This window comes from Kineococcus aridisoli, from assembly GCF_050871885.1.
GTDB lineage: Bacteria > Actinomycetota > Actinomycetes > Actinomycetales > Kineococcaceae > Kineococcus.
On record NZ_JBJLSF010000039.1, the window covers coordinates 1 to 18,273 of the forward strand.

At 73.7% G+C, this 18,273-nt stretch carries 13 protein-coding genes; 6 read left to right on the top strand and 7 right to left on the bottom strand.

Going from position 1 to position 18,273, the window contains the following annotated elements:
- Positions 1–65: 65 nt before the first annotated feature.
- The 4 genes from glgB to ACRYM2_RS12285 form a co-directional block, all read right to left on the bottom strand.
- Positions 66–2,261, bottom strand: a complete 2,196-nt coding sequence (gene glgB / locus ACRYM2_RS12270) for a 1,4-alpha-glucan branching protein GlgB (RefSeq protein WP_432522669.1) — start codon at positions 2,259–2,261, stop codon at positions 66–68.
- 104 nt (positions 2,262–2,365) lie between these two features.
- Entirely contained in the window at positions 2,366–3,772 is a 1,407-nt protein-coding gene (locus ACRYM2_RS12275) for a maltokinase N-terminal cap-like domain-containing protein (RefSeq protein ID WP_432522670.1), read from the bottom strand.
- Positions 3,769–5,580 (bottom strand): maltose alpha-D-glucosyltransferase, encoded by a 1,812-nt coding sequence (gene treS / locus ACRYM2_RS12280; RefSeq protein WP_432522671.1) that lies wholly within the window; start codon positions 5,578–5,580, stop codon positions 3,769–3,771. Before treS ends, ACRYM2_RS12275 begins: the two co-directional genes overlap by 4 nt.
- 2 nt (positions 5,581–5,582) lie before the next feature.
- The gene (locus tag ACRYM2_RS12285; protein ID WP_432522672.1) at positions 5,583–7,658 is read right to left on the bottom strand and encodes an alpha-1,4-glucan--maltose-1-phosphate maltosyltransferase; all 2,076 of its coding nucleotides are present in this window, start codon (positions 7,656–7,658) and stop codon (positions 5,583–5,585) included.
- A 92-nt stretch (positions 7,659–7,750) separates the two neighbouring features.
- Between ACRYM2_RS12285 and glgP the strand changes: the two genes are divergently transcribed.
- Entirely contained in the window at positions 7,751–10,315 is a 2,565-nt protein-coding gene (gene glgP, locus ACRYM2_RS12290) for an alpha-glucan family phosphorylase (protein WP_432522673.1), read from the top strand.
- 16 nt (positions 10,316–10,331) lie between these two features.
- On the opposite strand, the gene add is transcribed toward glgP, so the two are convergent.
- The gene (gene add, locus ACRYM2_RS12295; protein ID WP_432522674.1) at positions 10,332–11,315 is read right to left on the bottom strand and encodes an adenosine deaminase; all 984 of its coding nucleotides are present in this window, start codon (positions 11,313–11,315) and stop codon (positions 10,332–10,334) included.
- A gap of 54 nt (positions 11,316–11,369) precedes the next feature.
- On the opposite strand from add, the gene ACRYM2_RS12300 reads away from it, so the two are divergent.
- Positions 11,370–11,978 (top strand): TetR/AcrR family transcriptional regulator, encoded by a 609-nt coding sequence (locus ACRYM2_RS12300; RefSeq protein WP_432522675.1) that lies wholly within the window; start codon positions 11,370–11,372, stop codon positions 11,976–11,978.
- Between the two features lie 10 nt (positions 11,979–11,988).
- Here ACRYM2_RS12300 and ACRYM2_RS12305 read toward each other — a convergent pair whose 3' ends face one another.
- On the bottom strand, positions 11,989–13,422 hold the full coding sequence (locus tag ACRYM2_RS12305; protein ID WP_432522695.1) for an NtaA/DmoA family FMN-dependent monooxygenase: 1,434 nt from the start codon (positions 13,420–13,422) through the stop codon (positions 11,989–11,991).
- A 300-nt stretch (positions 13,423–13,722) separates the two neighbouring features.
- Between ACRYM2_RS12305 and ACRYM2_RS12310 the strand changes: the two genes are divergently transcribed.
- The 4 genes from ACRYM2_RS12310 to ACRYM2_RS12325 are packed head-to-tail and all read left to right on the top strand — an operon-like array spanning position 13,723 to position 17,530.
- On the top strand, positions 13,723–14,841 hold the full coding sequence (locus ACRYM2_RS12310) for an ABC transporter substrate-binding protein (RefSeq protein WP_432522676.1): 1,119 nt from the start codon (positions 13,723–13,725) through the stop codon (positions 14,839–14,841).
- Positions 14,842–14,889: 48 nt separating this feature from the next.
- A complete protein-coding gene (locus ACRYM2_RS12315; RefSeq protein ID WP_432522677.1) occupies positions 14,890–15,759 on the top strand; it encodes an ABC transporter ATP-binding protein in 870 nt (289 codons plus the stop codon).
- Entirely contained in the window at positions 15,759–16,613 is an 855-nt protein-coding gene (locus tag ACRYM2_RS12320) for an ABC transporter permease (RefSeq protein ID WP_432522678.1), read from the top strand. Before ACRYM2_RS12315 ends, ACRYM2_RS12320 begins: the two co-directional genes overlap by 1 nt.
- A complete protein-coding gene (locus ACRYM2_RS12325) occupies positions 16,613–17,530 on the top strand; it encodes an ABC transporter permease (protein ID WP_432522679.1) in 918 nt (305 codons plus the stop codon). The genes ACRYM2_RS12320 and ACRYM2_RS12325 overlap by 1 nt, the downstream gene beginning before the upstream one ends.
- 3 nt (positions 17,531–17,533) lie before the next feature.
- Here the strand turns inward: ACRYM2_RS12325 and ACRYM2_RS12330 are convergent, their stop codons facing one another.
- Positions 17,534–18,268, bottom strand: a complete 735-nt coding sequence (locus ACRYM2_RS12330) for an alpha/beta fold hydrolase (protein WP_432522680.1) — start codon at positions 18,266–18,268, stop codon at positions 17,534–17,536.
- Positions 18,269–18,273 lie beyond the last annotated feature (5 nt).

An 18,273-nucleotide genomic window follows, 5' to 3' on the forward strand; every position in this document is an offset into this window, starting at 1 on the left:
CCGGCCGGAGCTCGAGCTCCGGCCGGGGCCGCGGTGCGTGCGGGCCGTCCCGGCGGGGTGCCGGCTCAGCGGCCGGGGACCAGCCAGGTCACGCCCAGCGGCGGCACCCGCAGCTGCGCGGAGAACTGCCGACCGTTCCAGGAGGTGTCGTCGGCGCTGATCGTCCCGGTGTTCACGACACCGGAGCCGCCGAACTCCTCGGCGTCGGTGTTGAGCAGCTCCTTCCACGGACCGGCCTGCGGCAGCCCGACGCGGAAGTCCTCGTAGGGGCTCCCGGAGAAGTTGCAGATCGCCACCAGCGGGTTGCCCTCGGTGTCACGGCGCACGAAGGAGACGAGGTTGCGGGCGCTGTCCCCGCCGTCGATCCACTCGAAGCCGGCCGGGGAGAAGTCCTGCGACCACAGCTGCGGGTGCGCGCGGTAGACCGCGTTCATCGTGCGCACGAGGTGGTGCAGGCCCTTGTGCCAGGGGGTGTCCAGCAGCCACCAGTCCAGCGAGCGCGCCTCCGACCACTCGGCCTCCTGACCGAGCTCGGACCCCATGAAGAGCAGCTGCTTGCCGGGGTGGGACCACATGTACCCCAGGTAGGCGCGCACGTTGGCGAGCTGCTGCCAGCGGTCGCCGGGCATCTTGCGCAGCAGTGAGCCCTTGCCGTGCACCACCTCGTCGTGCGAGATGGGCAGGCAGAAGTTCTCGCTGAAGGCGTAGACCAGGCTGAAGGTCAGCTCGCCGTGGTGGTACTGGCGGTGCACCGGGTCCTGCGAGACGTACTGCAGGGTGTCGTGCATCCAGCCCATGTTCCACTTCAGCCCGAAGCCGAGCCCGCCGCCGCTGGTGGGGGCGGTCACGCCCGGGAAGGCGGTGGACTCCTCGGCGATCATCATGATCCCGGGGTAGCGCTTGTAGGCGGTGGCGTTGGCCTCCTGCAGGAAGCTGATCGCCTCCAGGTTCTCCCGGCCGCCGTACTGGTTGGGGACCCACTCGCCCTCCTTGCGCGAGTAGTCCAGGTAGAGCATCGAGGCGACGGCGTCCACGCGCAGGCCGTCGGCGTGGAACTCCTCCAGCCAGTACAGCCCCGAGGCGACGAGGAAGTTGCGCACCTCGCTGCGGCCGAAGTCGAAGACGTACGTGCCCCAGTCCATCTGCTCGCCCTTGCGGGGGTCCGGGTGCTCGTAGAGCGCGGTCCCGTCGAACTTGCCCAGCGCGAACTCGTCCTTGGGGAAGTGCCCCGGGACCCAGTCGATGATGACGCCGATGCCCGCCTGGTGCAGGGCGTCGATGAGGTGGCGCAGCTCGTCGGGGGAGCCGAAGCGCGACGTCGGCGCGAAGTAGCCGGAGACCTGGTAGCCCCACGAGCCGCCGAAGGGGTGCTCCATGACGGGCAGGAACTCGACGTGGGTGAACCCGGCGTCCTTGACGTAGTCGACGAGCTCGGTGGCCAGCTCGCGGTAGCCCAGGCCCTGCTTCCAGGAGCCGAGGTGCACCTCGTAGATGGAGACGGGGCCCGCGTGCGGGTCGCCGGCGGCGCGCGCCTCCAGCCACGCCCCGTCGCCCCACTCGTAGCCGGACTCGGTGACGACCGACGCGGTCGCCGGGGGCACCTCGGTGGCCTGGGCCAGCGGGTCGGCCTTCTGGCGCCAGTGCCCGTCGGCGCCGAGGATCTCGTACTTGTAGCGCGAGCCGGCCCCGACGCCCGGGACGAACAGCTCCCACACGCCCGAGGACCCGAGCGAGCGCATGCCCTCGGTGCGCCCGTTCCAGTGGTTGTGGTCGCCGACGACGCGCACGGCGCGGGCGTTGGGCGCCCACACCGCGAACGAGGTGCCCTCGACGGGCCCCATCGGCCCCTTCCAGTGGCGCACGTGGGCGCCGAGGACCTCCCACAGCTCCTCGTGGCGGCCCTCGCCGATCAGGTGCAGGTCCACCTCGCCCACGGTGGGCAGGAAGCGGTACGGGTCGTCCACGAGGTGCGGGCCGCTGTCGGGGTAGCTCACCTCGACGCGGTAGTCGCCGACGGTGCCGCCGGGGTGCACGCCGACCCACACGCCGTCGTACTCGTGCACCAGGCCGATGCGCGAGCCGTCCTCGGTCACGACCGTGACGCTGGAGGCGAACGGCTTCAGCACGCGGTAGGTGACGGCGTCGCCGTGCGGGTGGGCACCGAGCACGGAGTGCGGCGACCAGTGCGCGCCCGCCGCGGCACGGGCCAGGTCGTCGGCGTCGACGGGACGAGGGGTGGGCCCTCCGCTCGCTGTGTCCATGGTGGTGAGTCTCCCGGTATCGGTCGGACCTCGCCTCTGGAGGACGGGTCGGGTCAGCTCGGCTCGGACGGGGCCCGACGCGTGTCGGACCGGTGCTCGGCGGGTCAGCCGGTGGCGAGGAGGCGCTGCACGGCCCCCAGCGGGATGTGCAGCCAGTCGGGGCGGTTGCGCGCCTCGTAGACCACCTCGTAGAGGGCCTTGTCGAGCTCCAGCGCCGCGAGCAGCGCGGCGGCGCCGGACCCGCCCTGACGCGGGTCGGCCCCGCCGGCTGCGGCGTAGCCGTCGAGGAAGGCCTCGCGGCAGGCCGCGCCCCACGCGGCGGACGCCTCGTCCGGCGCGGGCACCGAGGAGGCGGCGTAGTCGAAGGAGCGCAGCATCCCCGCCACGTCGCGCAGCGCCAGGTCGGGCGTGCTGCGCTCGGCCAGCGGGCGCAGCGGCTCGCCCTCGAAGTCCAGCAGCACCCAGCCGCGCGCGGGGGAGTGCAGCACCTGCCCCAGGTGGTAGTCGCCGTGCACGCGCTGCAGCGCCGGCGCGTCGCGCACGTGGCGCACCGCCTCCACGCGCTCCGCGGCGGCCGGGGCGACCTCGCGCAGCTGCGGCACCGCGGCGCTCGCCCAGGCCACCCGGTCGGCCAGGCCGTCGGCCAGCGCCCCCAGCCGCTGCGGGGTGGCCGGCTCGGTCGCCAGCTCGGCGGCCAGGACGGCGTGCACCTCGGCCGTGGCGCGGCCCAGCTCGCGCGCCTCGGTGGTGAAGTCGCGGCCGGCGGCGACGGCGGCGGTCGCCACCCGCCAGGCGTCCTCGGAACCGGCCAGGAACTCCGTGACGTGGGCCAGGTGCCCGGCGGCGCGGGATCCGTCCGGCGCGGTCCACTGCCCGTCGACCCAGCCGGCGGGACGGGGCACCCGGGCGCAGCCGGCCGCGGCCAGGGCCGTCTGCACGACGACGTCGGGGTTGTCCCCGGCGGACAGCACGCGGAACACCTTGGCGATGAGGGGGACCTCGCCCTCGCCGGCCTGCACCACGATGGAGGTGTTGGACTGCTCGCCGCCGAGGACCTTGGTGCGCGCCCCGGCCGGGATCGGCAGCCCGCCGTCGGCGCTGGTCCCGTGGGCGCCGAAGGTCGCCGACCCGGCGCCCTCCTCGCCGGCGACCAGGGTCAGCAGCGCCCGCGTCCACGTCGGGTCGTGCGGGCCGTCGTAGACCCACGCGGGTCCGCCGGGCAGGTCCGGCAGGTGCCCGACGAGCGCGTGGGCCAGGTCCTCGTCGGGAGCGGGGCGGACGGTCAGCGGGACCGAGTACACGGTCTGCGCGGCCTCCCCGCCCTCGCCGGAGCGGACGGTGAGCGCCACCAGCTGGGCCACCCCGCCCTCGTCGAGGGGGGTGCGCTCGATGCGCACCACGTGCGCGGCGACGCCCTTGTGCGCGAACCACCGCTGCCGCGGCGCCCACTCGCCCAGCAGGGCGGCGACCGCCTCGTCGACCGCCGCGTCGGCGGGGACCGGAGCGCTCACGCGCCACCTCCGAGCTTGAGCCAGAAGAAGCCGCGCGGGCCGAGGGTGACCGTCAGCCCGCCCTCGTCGTCCACGTCGGGGAACGCGGCACCGCCGAAGACGTCGCGCACGCTCGACCCGGCCCGGCCGGGCATGCGCAGCACGGCGGACTGGGCGTGGTCGGACAGGTTGTTGACGCAGAGCACCGTCTCACCCTCCTGTTCCGTCGTCGGTTCCAGCACGCGCAGGAAGGCCAGCACGGCCTCGTTGCTGCAGTAGCCGTCGTCGGGTCGCGGCTGCGCCGCGCCGACGGTGCGCTCGAGCGAGGCGGTGCCGGCGGTGGCCGCGGTGTCGGGTTCCTCGGCGTCGGGGTGCCGGCTGGTCAGCGGCGCGTAGCGGCCGAGGCCGAAGGCCGGGTGCCGGCGGCGCACGGCCAGGACGTGGCGCACCCAGTGCAGCAGCGAGGAGCCCGTCGCCAGCTGCGCCTCGACGTTCACCGACTGGTAGTGGTAGACGAGCGACTGGACCGTCGGCAGGTACAGCTTGCCGGGGTCGGCGGAGGAGAAGCCGGCGTTGCGGTCCGGGGTCCACTGCATCGGCGTGCGCACCGCGTCGCGGTCGTCGAGCCAGATGTTGTCGCCCATCCCGATCTCGTCGCCGTAGTACAGGCACGGGCTGCCGGGCAGCGAGAGCACCATCGCGTGGATGAGCTCGATCTCCGGGCGGGAGTTGTCCAGCAGCGGCGCCAGCCGGCGGCGGATGCCGATGTTGGCGCGCATGCGCGAGTCGGGGGCGTACCAGCCGTACATGGCGGCGCGCTCCTCGGTGGTGACCATCTCCAGGGTCAGCTCGTCGTGGTTGCGCAGGAACGTGCCCCACTGGCCGCTGGAGACCGGGATGTCCGGCGTGGCGGAGAGGATGTCGACGATCGGCGTGGCCTTGCCCTCGCGCAGCGCGTAGTACAGGCGCGGCATGACGGGGAAGTGGAAGCACATGTGGCACTCCGGCTCCTCCTCGGTGCCGAAGTACTCCACGACGTCGAAGGGCCACTGGTTGGCCTCGGCCAGCAGGACGCGGCCGGGGTACTCCTCGTCGACCATCCGGCGCAGCCGCTTGAGGAAGTCGTGCGTCGCCGGCAGGTTCTCCCCGTTGGTCCCCTCCTCCTCGTAGAGGTAGGGGACCGCGTCGAGGCGGAAGCCGTCGATGCCCATGTCCATCCAGAAGCGGACGGTGTCGAACATCGCCTCCTCGACGGCCGGGTTGTCGAAGTTCAGGTCCGGCTGGTGGGAGAAGAAGCGGTGCCAGAAGAACTGGCGGCGCACCGGGTCGAAGGTCCAGTTGGAGGTCTCGGTGTCGACGAAGATGATGCGCGCGTCGGCGTACTTCTCGTCGGTGTCGCTCCAGACGTAGAAGTCGCCGTACGGGCCGTCCGGGTCGGTGCGGCTGGCCTGGAACCACGGGTGCTGGTCGCTGGTGTGGTTCATCACCAGGTCGATGATGATCCGGATGCCGCGCTGGTGGGCCTCGGTCACCAGGGCCTGGAAGTCGTGCAGCGTCCCGAACTCGGGCAGCACGGCGTTGTAGTCGGCGATGTCGTAGCCGCCGTCGCGCAGCGGGGAGGCGAAGAACGGCGGCAGCCAGATGCAGTCGATGCCCAGCCACTGCAGGTAGTCCAGCTTGCCCGTCAGGCCGCTGAAGTCGCCGGTGCCGGAGCCGTTGGAGTCCGCGAAGGCGCGCACGAGCGCCTCGTAGAAGACGGCGGTCTTGTACCACTGGGGGTCGTTGCGCAGGCCCGTGCGCGACTGCAGCCCCTGGAAGGAGCCCTCCACCGTCAGGAGCTCCGCACGCTGAAGACGTGGGCGGGCTGGGTGTACGGGTCCAGGCGCACGTAGTCGTGCTCGCCCCACTCGTAGCTGGCACCGGTCAGCTCGTCGGTGACGGTGAAGCGGTCCCACCACTGCCTGCCCAGCGCGGCCATGTCCAGGTGGACCGTCGTCTCGCGGGTGGCGTGCGGGTCGAGGTTGACGACGACGAGGACGAGGTCCTCGGTGCCGTCCGGGTCCACCCGCCGGCGGGAGAAGCACAGCACGTTCTCGTCGTCGCTGGCGTGGAAGACCGTCCCGCGCAGCTGCTGCAGCGCGGGGTGCGCCCGGCGGACCTCGTTGAGCCGCTTGAGGTAGGGCGCCAGGCTCCAGCCCTCGGCCTCCGCCTTCGCCCAGTCGCGGGGGCGGTACTGGTACTTCTCGTTGTCCAGCTGCTCCTCCGCGCCCGGCCGGGCGGCGTGCTCGACGAGCTCGTAGCCGGAGTAGATGCCCCACGAGGGGCTCAGCAGCGCCGCCAGGACCGCGCGCAGCTTGAAGACCGGGGGCCCGCCGTACTGCATGGTGGGCGTCAGGATGTCGTGCGTGGTGGGCCAGAAGCTGGGCCGCATGTAGTGCGCCGACTCGGTGGTCAGCTGCTCCACGTACTCGCGGATCTCCCAGGCGGCGTTGCGCCAGGCGAAGTAGGAGTAGGACTGCTGGAAGCCGACCTTGGCCAGGGTGTGCATCATCGCCGGCCGGGTGAAGGCCTCCGAGAGCCAGACGACCTCGGGGTGCTCGCGGGCGACCTCGGCGATGAGCCACTCCCAGAACTCCACCGGCTTGGTGTGCGGGTTGTCGACGCGGAAGAGCGTCACCCCGTGGGAGATCCACACGTCGACGACGCGCTTGACCTCGGCGTAGATGCCGGCCGGGTCGTTGTCGAAGTTCAGCGGGTAGATGTCCTGGTACTTCTTCGGCGGGTTCTCCGCGTAGGCGATGGTGCCGTCGGCGCGGGTGGTGAACCACTCGGGGTGCTCGGCCACCCACGGGTGGTCCGGCGCGCACTGCAGGGCCAGGTCGAGCGCGACCTCCAGGCCCAGCTCGCGGGCCCGGGCCACGAAGAAGTCGAAGTCCTCGAAGGTGCCGAGGTCGGGGTGGATCGCGTCGTGGCCGCCCTCGGCGGCGCCGATCGCGTACGGCGATCCCGGGTCCTCCGGGCCGGCCGTCAGCGTGTTGTTGGGGCCCTTGCGGTTGATGCGCCCGATGGGGTGGATGGGGGTGAGGTAGGCGATGTCGAAGCCCATGTCGGCGATCGCGGGCAGGCGCTCGGCGGCGGTGCGGAAGGTGCCGGACACCCAGCGCCCGGCCTGCTCGTCGTAGTGGGCCCCCTCGGAGCGGGGGAAGAACTCGTACCAGGCGCTGAAGGCGGCCAGCCGCCGCTCCACGCGCAGCGGGTAGGTCTGCGAGGGGCTGACGAGCTCGCGCAGCGGCAGGCGGTCCAGGACCTCGCGCACCTGCGGGGTCCGCCCGGCGTCCAGCCGCTCGTGGTCGCCGCGGGAGGTGTCGCGCAGCGCGTCCGCCGCACCGCGCAGGACCTCGGCGTCGGCCGCCTCCCGGCCCGGCTGGGCGGCCGCGCGCTCCAGCAGCCGCGCGCCCTCCTCCAGCATGAGCGCCACGTCGACGCCCGCCTCGACCTTGATGGTGGCGTCGTGGTCCCAGGTGCCGTACGGGTCCGACCAGCCCTCCACCCGCAGGCCCCAGTCGCCCTCGGCGTCGGGCACGAGGACCGCGGCGTAGGAGTCGGTGCCCTTGTTGACCAGCGTCATGCGCACCGAGGGGCCGTCGGTGCCGTCCGGGCGCACCAGCACCGCGGTCGCCGCGACCGCGTCGTGGCCCTCGCGGAAGACCGTCGCGCGCACCGGCACCAGCTCGCCGGGCACGGCCGTGGACGGCCAGCGGCCGGCGTCGACGGCCGGCTCCACGCCGAGCACCGGGATCCGGCCGACGAGGGGGGCGGTGCCCGGGTGCGCCGGCACCTGCGGGGAGTCCCCACCGGGCGCGGACCGGACCTTCGGCGCACGTGTCGTCTGCTGCTCGGTCGTCACGAGCGGCAACCTACCGAGGGTGCGGGGAGAAGTCGCGCGGAGCGGGCGCAGGCCCTCGCCGGGGGGCGGTCGCGGGTCTAGTGTCGGCGCCCGTGAGAGCAATCAGGCGCTTCACCGTCCGCACCGTGCTCCCCGCGCCCCTGGCTGCGCTGGGCGAGCTGGCGAGCAACCTGCGCTGGTCGTGGCACAAGCCCACGCGCGACCTCTTCGAGTCGATGGACCCGGCCGCGTGGGCGGCCGTCCACCGCGAGCCGGGTGCGCTGCTGGGCGCGCTGCGCACCGAGCAGCTGGAGGCGCTGGCGGCCGACCCGGCCTTCGTGGCCCGCGTCGAGGCGGCCGCGGCGGACCTGCGCGCCTACCTGTCCCGGCCCGGCTGGTACGCCCGCCTGGGCGCCGACGCCCCCGCCTCGATCGCCTACTTCTCCATGGAGTTCGGCATCACGGGCGCGCTGCCGCAGTACTCCGGCGGCCTGGGCATCCTGGCCGGCGACCACCTGAAGTCGGCCAGCGACCTCGCCGTCCCCGTCGTCGGCGTCGGGTTGTTCTACGCCACCGGCTACTTCAAGCAGTCCCTCTCGCGCGACGGCTGGCAGCAGGAGACCTACCCCGTCCTCGACCCCGACGGCCTGCCGCTGTCGCTGCTGCGCGAGGACGACGGGACGCCCGCGAAGGTGTCGGTGGACCTGCCCGGCGGCCGGCACCTGGTCGCGCAGCTGTGGAAGGCCCAGGTGGGCCGCGTCCCGCTGCTGCTGCTGGACTCCGACGTCGAGGACAACGACGACGCCGCCCGCTCGGTCACCGACCGCCTCTACGGCGGCGGCGGCGAGCACCGCCTGCAGCAGGAGCTGCTGTGCGGCATCGGCGGCGTGCGCGCCCTGCGCACGTGGTCGCGGCTGACCGGGGCGCCCGAGCCGGAGGTGTACCACACCAACGAGGGCCACGCGGGTTTCCTCGGGGTCGAGCGCATCCGCGAGCACGTCGGGCGCGGGCTGGCCTTCGAGGAGGCGCTGGAGGCCGTCCGCGCCGCCACCGTCTTCACCACCCACACCCCCGTCCCGGCCGGCATCGACCGCTTCGGCCGCGACCAGATCGAGCTGTACTTCGGCTCCGACAACCCGCTGCCGGGGGTGCCGGTCGAGCGCGTCCTGGCCCTGGGTGCCGAGGACTACCCCGGCGGGGACCCGGGCGTGTTCAACATGGCCGTCATGGGCCTGCGGCTGGCCCAGCGCGCCAACGGCGTCTCGCAGCTGCACGGCGCGGTCAGCCGCGGGATGTTCGACGGCCTGTGGCCGGGCTTCGACGCCCCCGAGGTGCCGATCGCCTCGATCACCAACGGCGTGCACGCGCCCACGTGGGTGGCGCCGGAGGTCATCCAGATGGGCAAGCAGTACATCGGCCCGCAGCTGCCCGCCGAGGGGGAGGGCTTCGAGAAGGTGGACCAGGTCCCCGACGAGGAGATCTGGCGCACCCGCCGGCTGCTGCGCGGGCGGCTGGTCGAGGACGCCCGCCGCCGCCTGAGGCTGTCCTGGCTGCAGCGCGGCGCCTCCGAGGCGGAGCTGTCGTGGACCAAGGACGTGCTCGACCCCGACGTCCTCACCATCGGCTTCGCCCGCCGGGTGCCCACCTACAAGCGCCTCACGCTCATGCTGCGCGACCCCGAGCGGCTGCGCTCGCTGCTGCTGCACCCCCAGCGGCCCGTGCAGCTGGTGATCGCCGGCAAGTCGCACCCGGCCGACGAGACGGGCAAGCGGCTCATCCAGGAGGTCGTCCGCTTCGCCGACGACCCGGCCGTGCGCCACCGCATCGTCTTCCTGCCCAACTACGACATCACGATGGCGCTGCAGCTGTACCCCGGCTGCGACGTGTGGCTGAACAACCCGCTGCGCCCCTTCGAGGCGTGCGGCACCTCCGGGATGAAGGCGGCCCTCAACGGCGGGCTGAACCTGTCGATCCTCGACGGCTGGTGGGACGAGTGGTTCGACGGCGGCAACGGCTGGGCCATCCCCACCGCCGACGGCGTCGAGGACCCCGACCACCGCGACGACCTGGAGGCCGCGGCGCTCTACGACCTCGTGGAGAACTCGGTGGCCGCCCGCTTCTACGACCGCGACGAGCGCGGCCTGCCCTCGCGCTGGCTGGAGATGGTGCGCCACACCCTGGCCTCGCTGGGCCCGAAGGTCCTCGCCAGCCGCATGGTCACCGACTACGTCGAGCAGCTGTACGTGCCCGCCGCCCGCGCGGGCCGCGCGGCGCTGGCCTCCTCCGCCGCCGGCGCCCGCGACCTCGCCCGCTGGAAGGGCGAGGTGCGCGCCGCCTGGACGGGGGTGCACGTGGACCACGTGGAGTCCTCCGGCGTGGGCGACTCCGCCCAGATCGGCGACGTCGTCCACGTGCGCGCCTTCGTGAGCCTCGGGGCGCTCTCGCCCGCCGACGCCGAGGTGCAGGTCGTCCACGGCCGCGTCAGCGAGTCCGACGAGCTGCGCCCCTCCGGGTCGGTGGGGCTGCGCCACGCCGAGGACCTCGGCGAGGGCCGGCACCGCTTCGAGGGCGAGTTCGCGCTGCGCCAGACCGGCCCGTTCGGCTACACCGTGCGCGTGCTGCCGCACCACGCCGGTCTGGCGACCCCCGCCGAGCTCGGCCTCGTCGCCAACGCCTGAGCCGCGCCCGCCCGGCTCAGGCGGGGGCGGCCAGCCAGGCGTCCACCCGCGCGACCTGCTCGGCCACGAACGCGGCCGGGGCGGCCGAGCCCTCCAGGGAGGCGCGGGCGACGTCGGCCAGCTGCTCGTCGGCCAGGCCGAGCGCGGTGCGCGCGGTCTGGTACTCCTCCAGCAGGCCGGGGCCGAACAGCAGCGGGTCGTCACCGTTGATCGAGCAGCGCACCCCGGCCTCCAGCAGCGCGGGCAGCGGGTGGCGGCCGATCTCGGGGACGACCCGCAGCTCCACGTTGGAGGTCGGGCACACGTCGAGGACGATCCCCTCCGCGGCCAGCCGGGCGATCAGCTCGGGGTCCTCGACGGCGCGCACGCCGTGCTGGACGCGCTGGGCGCCCAGCAGGTCCAGGGCGTCGCGCACGCTGTCGGGCCCGAGCAGCTCACCGGCGTGCGGCGCGGACTTCAGCCCGGCCTCGCGGGCGATGGCGAAGGCCTTCTCGAAGGGGGCCGGCGGCCACAGCGCCTCGTCGGCGGCCAGGCCGAAGGAGACGACCCCGCGGCCGGCGAAGCCGGCGGCCAGGTGCGCCAGCGACTCCGCCTCGGCCGGCGGCAGGTTGCGGATGGCCACGGCCATGAGGCCGAAGCCGATGCCGAGCCGCGCCGCCTCGGCCCGGCCGGTCTCCAGCACGAGGGTGAGGACCTCCTCGGGCGTGCCGAACCGCGGGACGTAGAACATCGGGTTGGCCTGCGCCTCGATCCACACCGCACCCGAGAGCGCGGCGTCCTCGACGACCTCGCGGACGACGCGGGCCAGCTGCTCGCGGGTGCGGATGAACGCGACGGCGCCGTCGTACATCTCCACGAAGTGGGGGAAGGAGGTGAACCCCCGCGTCGGCGGAGCGGGTTCACCGGCCTCGCTCGCGAACTCCGCGAGCGTCGCCGGGCGCATCGCGCCCTCCAGGTGGATGTGCAGGTGGCCCTTGGGCAGTGCGGCGAGATCGCGCACGGGTTCCTCCTCGACGGGGGCTTGCGGGGGGTGGACGGCGGTTACCCTGCCGTCGTGACGACCCTCCAGCGCGCAGCGGCACCCTCCCCCGCGGGGGAGCGCGAGCGGCTGCTGCGCCTGGTGGCCGAGCACGTCCTGGCCCAGGGTGTCACGTCGCTGACGCTGCGCGGGCTCGGGCGTGCGGTGGGTTCCAACAACCGGATGCTGCTGTACTACTTCGGCAGCAAGGAACGCCTGGTGGGCGAGGCCCTGCAGACCGTCGCCCGCGAGGTGTTCCCCGGTTTCGAGAACGCCTGGTCGGCGCTGGAGTCGGGGACGGGCAGCCTGCACGAGGACCTGCAGCGGGTGTGGGACGCCATCGCCGACCCCGCCCACCTGCCGTTCCTGCGGTTGTTCTTCGAGGTGTTCGGCCAGGCCTCGCAGGGGACCACGGGGTACGCGGACCTGCTGGGGGACATCGCCTCCTGGCACCGGCCGGCCGCGGCGCGGCTGGTGCGCGAAGGGCTGCCCGCCGAGGAGGCCGAGGACCGCGCCACCGAGCTGACGGCCCTGTGGCGCGGCCTGCAGATGACGCTGCTGAGCACCGGGGACGCCGCGCGCGTGGGCGCGGTGCAGGCGCGGGCGCTCGCGGCGTTCTGCGCCCGCGCCGCGGCGGTGCGCTGAGGTCACGGGGTCAGGCGGTCACGGGTTCCCGGGTTCCCGGGCCGGTGCCGCGCAGCGCGGCGGCGTGGCGGGCGCCGGGGTGGTCGGGCGCCAGCCGCGCCGACGGCGCCCCGAGGCGCTCGCGCAGCGTCCCCGAGCCCGCCGGGCGGTCCTGCTCGCGCGGCAGCCGCCCGCGCCGGCGCAGCTCGGGGACGACCAGCTCGCAGAACAGCCGGTGGTCGGCGGGGGAGAAGACCGCCTCCAGCAGGAACCCGTCGACGTCGGTGACGTCGACGATCTCCTCCAGCTGGTCGGCCACCTCGAGCGGGTCGCCGACGACGGTGAAACCGCGGGTGCCGCGCCCGCGCAGCTCGGCGAGCACCTCGCGCACCAGCGGCATCGTCCCGTCCGGGCGGCGGAAGCGGTCGATGTTGCTCTGGCCCATCTGGCCGATGCGCGCGTCCGCGCCCGGTTCCAGGACCTGGCTGAGCGGGCGGTCGGGGTCCAGGGCGGTCAGGTCGATGCCGGTGTTCCCGGCGTAGATGACGGCGGCGACCTCGTCGGTCTGCAGGGCCTCGAACTCCGCGCGCCGCGCCAGGGCCTCCTCGCGGGTGGCGGCGACGGTGACGGTCGCGCCGACGAGCACCTTCACCGAGCGCGGGTCGCGCCCGTGCGCGGCGGCGCGGGCGCGGATGTCGGCGACGTTGCCCGCGGCGTGCGGCAGGGTCGTGCCCTGCAGGAAGACGCACTCGGCGTGCGCCGCGGCGAACTCCCGCCCCCGCGCCGACGTGCCGGCCTGGAAGAGCACGGGGGTGCGCTGGCGGGAGGGGACCACCGTGAAGTAGCCCGAGGAGCGGAAGTGCCGGCCCTCGTGCTCGACGCGGTGCAGCCGGTCGCGGTCGGCGAAGACGCCCGCCTCCTTGTCCTCCACGAGCGCCTCGTCCTCCCAGCAGCCCTCCCACAGCTTCAGGCAGAGGTCCACGTACTCCTCGGCGATCTCGTAGCGGGTGTCGTGCGCGGTCATCCGCTCGTGGCCGAACAGCGCCGCGACGGTGTCCTGCGAGGCGCCGGTGACGACGTTCCAGCCGATCCGCCCGCCCGTCAGGTGGTCCAGGGTGGCGAACCGGCGCGCCATCGCCACCGGGTGGTCGATGCCGGTGGAGGAGGTGACCACGAAGCCCAGCCGCGAGGTCGCGTGCGCGAGCGCGGGGATGAGCAGCATCGGGTCGATGCCGGAGAAGTTCAGGCCGCCGCGGGCGGCGGCCTCGGGCAGGTCGCCGCCGACCGAGGGGTAGCCGTAGCCGTCGGCGAAGAAGAGGAAGTCGAAGCCGGCGTCCTCCAGCAGCCGGGCCACCTCGATCCAGTGCCCGACCTCGCGGTGGCGGACCGAGTCGCTCCACGGGTGCGACCAGCTGAGGGTCCCGCCCACCTGCGGCGAGGCCACTTCGAAGACTCCCAGGTGCATGGTGCGCACGGGCGGCGTTCCCTTCGTTGAACCGAGTGGTTCAGATGGGACCACACACCGGGCCGGCAGCGGGTTTCCGGCGTGTAACGACCGGGCGGCGCCGGATCGTTCACACGCCGGGAACAGGACCGGCGGCCACGTAACACGCCGTTCACGGCGGCGTGACACGACCGGCGAACGCCGGTGGTTCAGTACCTGCCAGGAGGACGCCGGAGCGTCGTGGCGCCGGGTGCGTCCGCTCCTCCCTCCACCTCCCCGGCCCGCGCCGTGCGGCCGGGCACACACCCGCAGGAGCAGCAGATGACCGAACCCGTCCGTCGTCCCCGTACCGCCCTGCCCTCCCTGGTGGGCAGCCGGCGCAGCCTCCTGCGGGCCGGCGGGCTCGGCCTGCTGGCGGCGGCCGGCGCCACGGGCCTGAGCGCCTGCGGCGACGACACCAGCTCGGCCAGCAGCACGGGCGGCGGCAGCGGTGACGGCTTCGGGGAGATCTCCGTCCAGCTGTCGTGGATCAAGAACATCGAGTTCGCCGGCGAGTACTTCGCCGACAGCAAGGGCTACTTCGCCTCCGCCGGCTTCTCCAAGGTCAACCTGCTCGCCGGCGGCAGCGCCGGCACCGCGGCGGAGGCGATGGTCCTCTCCCGGCGCGCCCAGGTCGGGCTGTCCGCCCCCACGCTCACCGCCCCGGCCATCGTCAACGAGGAGGCGCCGCTGAAGATCATCGGCAGCACCTTCCAGAAGAACCCCTTCTGCCTGGTGTCCGTCGAGCAGAAGGTGCCCGTGCGCACCCTGGCCGACCTGGCGGGCAAGCGCATCGGCATCCAGACCGGCGGCAACGAGACGATCTTCGACGGCTTCTGCACCGCCAACGGCGTCGACAAGAGCAGCTTCACCATCGTCCCCGTCCAGTACGACCCCTCGGTCGTCGAGACGGGCGAGGTGGACGCCTTCATGTCCTACCTGACCAACGAGCCGATCCTGCTCGCCGGCCGCGGCCTGACCCCCGTCACGCTCGGCTTCGCCGACAACGGCCTGCCGGTCGTGGCGGAGACCTTCACCGTGCTGCAGTCCACGATCGACGACTCCCGCGACATGCTGAAGGCCTTCCTCAAGGCCGAGGTCCAGGGCTGGAACGACGCCGTCGCCGACCCCGCCGGCGGCGCGAAGCTCGCCGTGGAGGTCTACGGCAAGGACCAGGACCTCGACCTGGAGGAGCAGACGAAGGAGGCCGAGGCGCAGAACCTGCTCGTCGTCTCCGACGACACCAGGGCCAACGGCCTGTTCACCATGACCGACGCCCTGATCGAGGAGAACATCCAGGCGCTGGCGGTCATGGGCACCGACATCACCGCCGAGCAGCTGTTCGACCTGTCGCTGCTGGCGGAGGTCTACGAGGAGAACCCGGACCTCATCACCGGCTGACGTCACGCGGTCGCCCCCTCCCGTCGTCCTCGAGAAAGGCCCACGCCCGTGGTGCACGACACCAGCTCCCTGTCCACCGCACCGCGAGTCCCCTCGGCGACGACCGATCCGCTCGGCCGCCCCGAGGCGGCGACGGGCTTCAACCTCCAGGGGCTCACGAAGCGCTTCACCCTCGGGCGCAAGAGCGTGCTCGCCCTCGACGCGACGAGCCTGGGGACCCGCAAGAACGCCTTCCTGTCCCTGCTCGGCCCCTCCGGCTGCGGCAAGTCGACGATCCTGCGCATCCTGGCGGGGCTGGAGACGCCCAGCGGCGGCCAGGCGCTGGTCAACGGCATGACCACCCGGGAGCTGCAGCGCGCCCACGAGCTGGGCGTCGCCTTCCAGGACTCCGCGCTGCTGCCCTGGCGCAGCGTCGCCCACAACATCCGGCTGCCGCTGGAGGTCGCGGGCGTCCGCGCCGACGACGGCCTGGTCGACGAGCTCATCGACCTCGTCGGCCTGCGCGGCTTCGAGAAGGCGAAACCCGCCCAGCTGTCCGGCGGGATGCGCCAGCGCGTGTCCATCGCGCGCTGCCTGGTGGTGCAGCCGAGCGTCATGCTGCTCGACGAGCCGTTCGGGGCGCTGGACGACATGACCCGCCAGCGGCTGAACGTCGAGCTGCTGCGCATCTGGACCCAGAAGCCGGCCACCACGCTCATGGTCACCCACGGCATCAGCGAGGCGATCTTCCTCTCCGACGTCGTCGCGGTCATGAGTCCGCGTCCCGGCCGCGTCGTGGAGGTCGTGGAGATCGACCTGCCCCGCCCCCGCACCCCCGACATGATGCGGACCCCGGAGTTCCACGCCTACCACGACCGCCTCTCCGAGATCCTCTTCGGCGGCGGCAGCCGGGGCGCGAGCGGCGGGGACGAGCGCTGATGGGGGAGGTCACCGTCGCCACCCGCACCGGGGCCGAGGTCGGCGGCGTCCCGGGCACCCGGGCCCCGCGCTCGCGCCGCGACCTGCCCGCCTGGGTGGGGGGCCTGGTCGGCGCCGCGCTCGTGCTGGTGCTGTGGAGCCTCGTCAGCGCCGTCCTCTTCGGCGCCGACGGGATCGTGCCCACGCCGTGGGCGGTCCTGGCGCAGTTCGCCGACACCGGCTTCGCGACGTACTGGGACAACCTGTCGGTCACGACGTCCTCGGCGGCGCAGGGGTGGCTGTGGGGCAACCTCGTCGCCGTCGCCATCGCCGTGCTCGTGCTGCTCGTCCCGCCGCTGGAGGGGGCGGCCAACCAGGTCGCGGTCATCTCCTACTGCATCCCGCTGACGGCGATCGGCCCGATCGTGCTCATCGTCTCCGAGCCCGGCTCGCGCACGACGTCGATCTTCCTGGCGGCCATCAGCGTCGTCTTCACCTCCGTCGTCGGCTGCCTGCTGGGGCTGCGCGCCGCCGACCGCACGGCGCTGGACGTCGTGCGCGCCTACGGCGGCTCGCGCTGGACGGCGCTCGTGAAGGTGCGCCTGATCGCCGCGCTGCCCAACGTCTTCGCCGCCCTCAAGCTCGCCGCCCCCGCGGCCTTCCTCGGCGCGGTGCTGGGGGAGTACTTCGGCGGCGTGGACTCCGGGCTCGGCATCATGATCATCGCCGCGCAGACGAACCTGCGCTACGCGCAGATCTGGGGCCTGGCCCTGCTGTCCGGGGCGATCGCCGGCCTCGGCTACCTGCTCGTCGGCCTGGTGGCCAAGCTGATCACCCCGTGGTCGTCCACGGGCGAGCGGAAGGCGGGTCTGTGATGGTCGCCCCCACCCCCGGGTCCACCGCGGCCCCCGTCCCCGCCCCCGGCGGTGCACGGCCCGCGCGGCCGGCGGTCCCGGCCGCCGACGTGCACGAGGACGTCAGCGGCGCCTCCGTGGCCGGTGCCGTCCTGCGCCGCGTCGGCGCCTCGCTGGTCACCCTCGTCGTCTCCGCGCTCGTCCTGGTCCTCGCCTGGTACGCGCTGCTGCGCCTGCTGGAGGTCGACCCCTTCATCGGCAAGCGCCCGCTGGACGTCTACCGGTACCTGTTCGACGACGCGGACGCCGCTGCCCACCGCTCCGAGATCGCCGGCTGGCTGGGCACCACCCTGGCCGACGCGGTCACCGGCTTCGTCGCCGGCATCGCCGGGGCGCTCGCGGTCGCCTCGCTGTTCACGCTGCTGCGGCCGCTGGAGTTCGTCTTCATGCCGCTGGCGATGCTGCTGCGCTCGGTGCCGCTGGTGGCGATGGCGCCCGTCATCGGCATGACCTTCTCCTCCGAGCTGCTGCGCGCGGCCACGATCGGCGGCGTGGTCGTCTTCTTCCCCGTCCTCGTCAACGCGGCGCTGGGACTGCGCTCGGCCTCCCCGCAGGCGATCGACGTCATCCGGGTCAACGGCGGCACGAAGTGGACGGCGCTGCGCAAGGTCGCGGTCCCCTCGGCCCTGCCGAACCTCTTCGCGGCCGTGCGGATCTCGGTGCCCGGCGCGGTCATCGGCGCGATGCTCTACGAGTGGCTCTTCAGCGGCCGCGGCCTGGGCTCGGAGATCTTCCGCGCCAACTCCCAGGTCCAGTACGACAAGCTGTGGGCCATCGTGGTCGTCGTGACGTTCGCCTCGATCCTGCTCTACACGCTCGTCAGCATCCTGGAGACGCTCGTGCTCGCCAAGTGGGGCCCGCACGCCGGCCGGCGCTGAGGCTCAGCCGCCCGGCAGGAACTCCCGCAGCACCGCGGTGACCGCCCCGGGCTCCGTCAGCTGCGGCCAGTGACCCGCCCGCAGCGGGCGCAGGTCGGCCGAGGCCACCAGCGGGTTCAGCGCGGCCAGGGCCGCCCCGTCGACGTCCCGGCTGCTGCGCACGTGCAGCGCCGGGACCCGCAGCGCCGCCAGCAGGGGCCGCGGGTCCAGGGCCAGCACGTCGGCCCACAGCGGCCGCACGGCCGCCTCGTCGGTGGCGAGGATCCCCGCCACGACCTGCTCGCGCAGCACCGGCAGCCGCGGCCCCCACGCCGCGCGCATGGACTCCTCCAGCACCTGCCGCCACCGCGGCCCGTGCACCGCGCCGGCGCGCCCGGCCTTGCGGCGCACGGCGTCCTCCGTCACCGGGACGTTGGAGTCGACGAGCACGAGCCGCTCGACGAGCCCGGGGCGCTGCACGGCGACGAGCAGGCCGACGACCCCTCCGGCGCTGTGCCCGACGACGCTCACCCCCGCGCCGGCACCCGCACCCGCCGCCAGGGCGGCGATCCGGTCGGCCACGCGGTCGGCGACGGCCGCCAGGCCGCCGTCCCCGGCGGGTGGCTGCCCGCGGTGGCCGGGCAGCTGGAGCGGGTGCACCTCGAACGCACCGGCCAGCGCGGTCGCCTGGTGGTGGAACTGCCCGCTGTCGCAGCCCGTGCCCGGCAGCAGCACCAGCGGGCTCACCGGCGGGCTCACCGGCG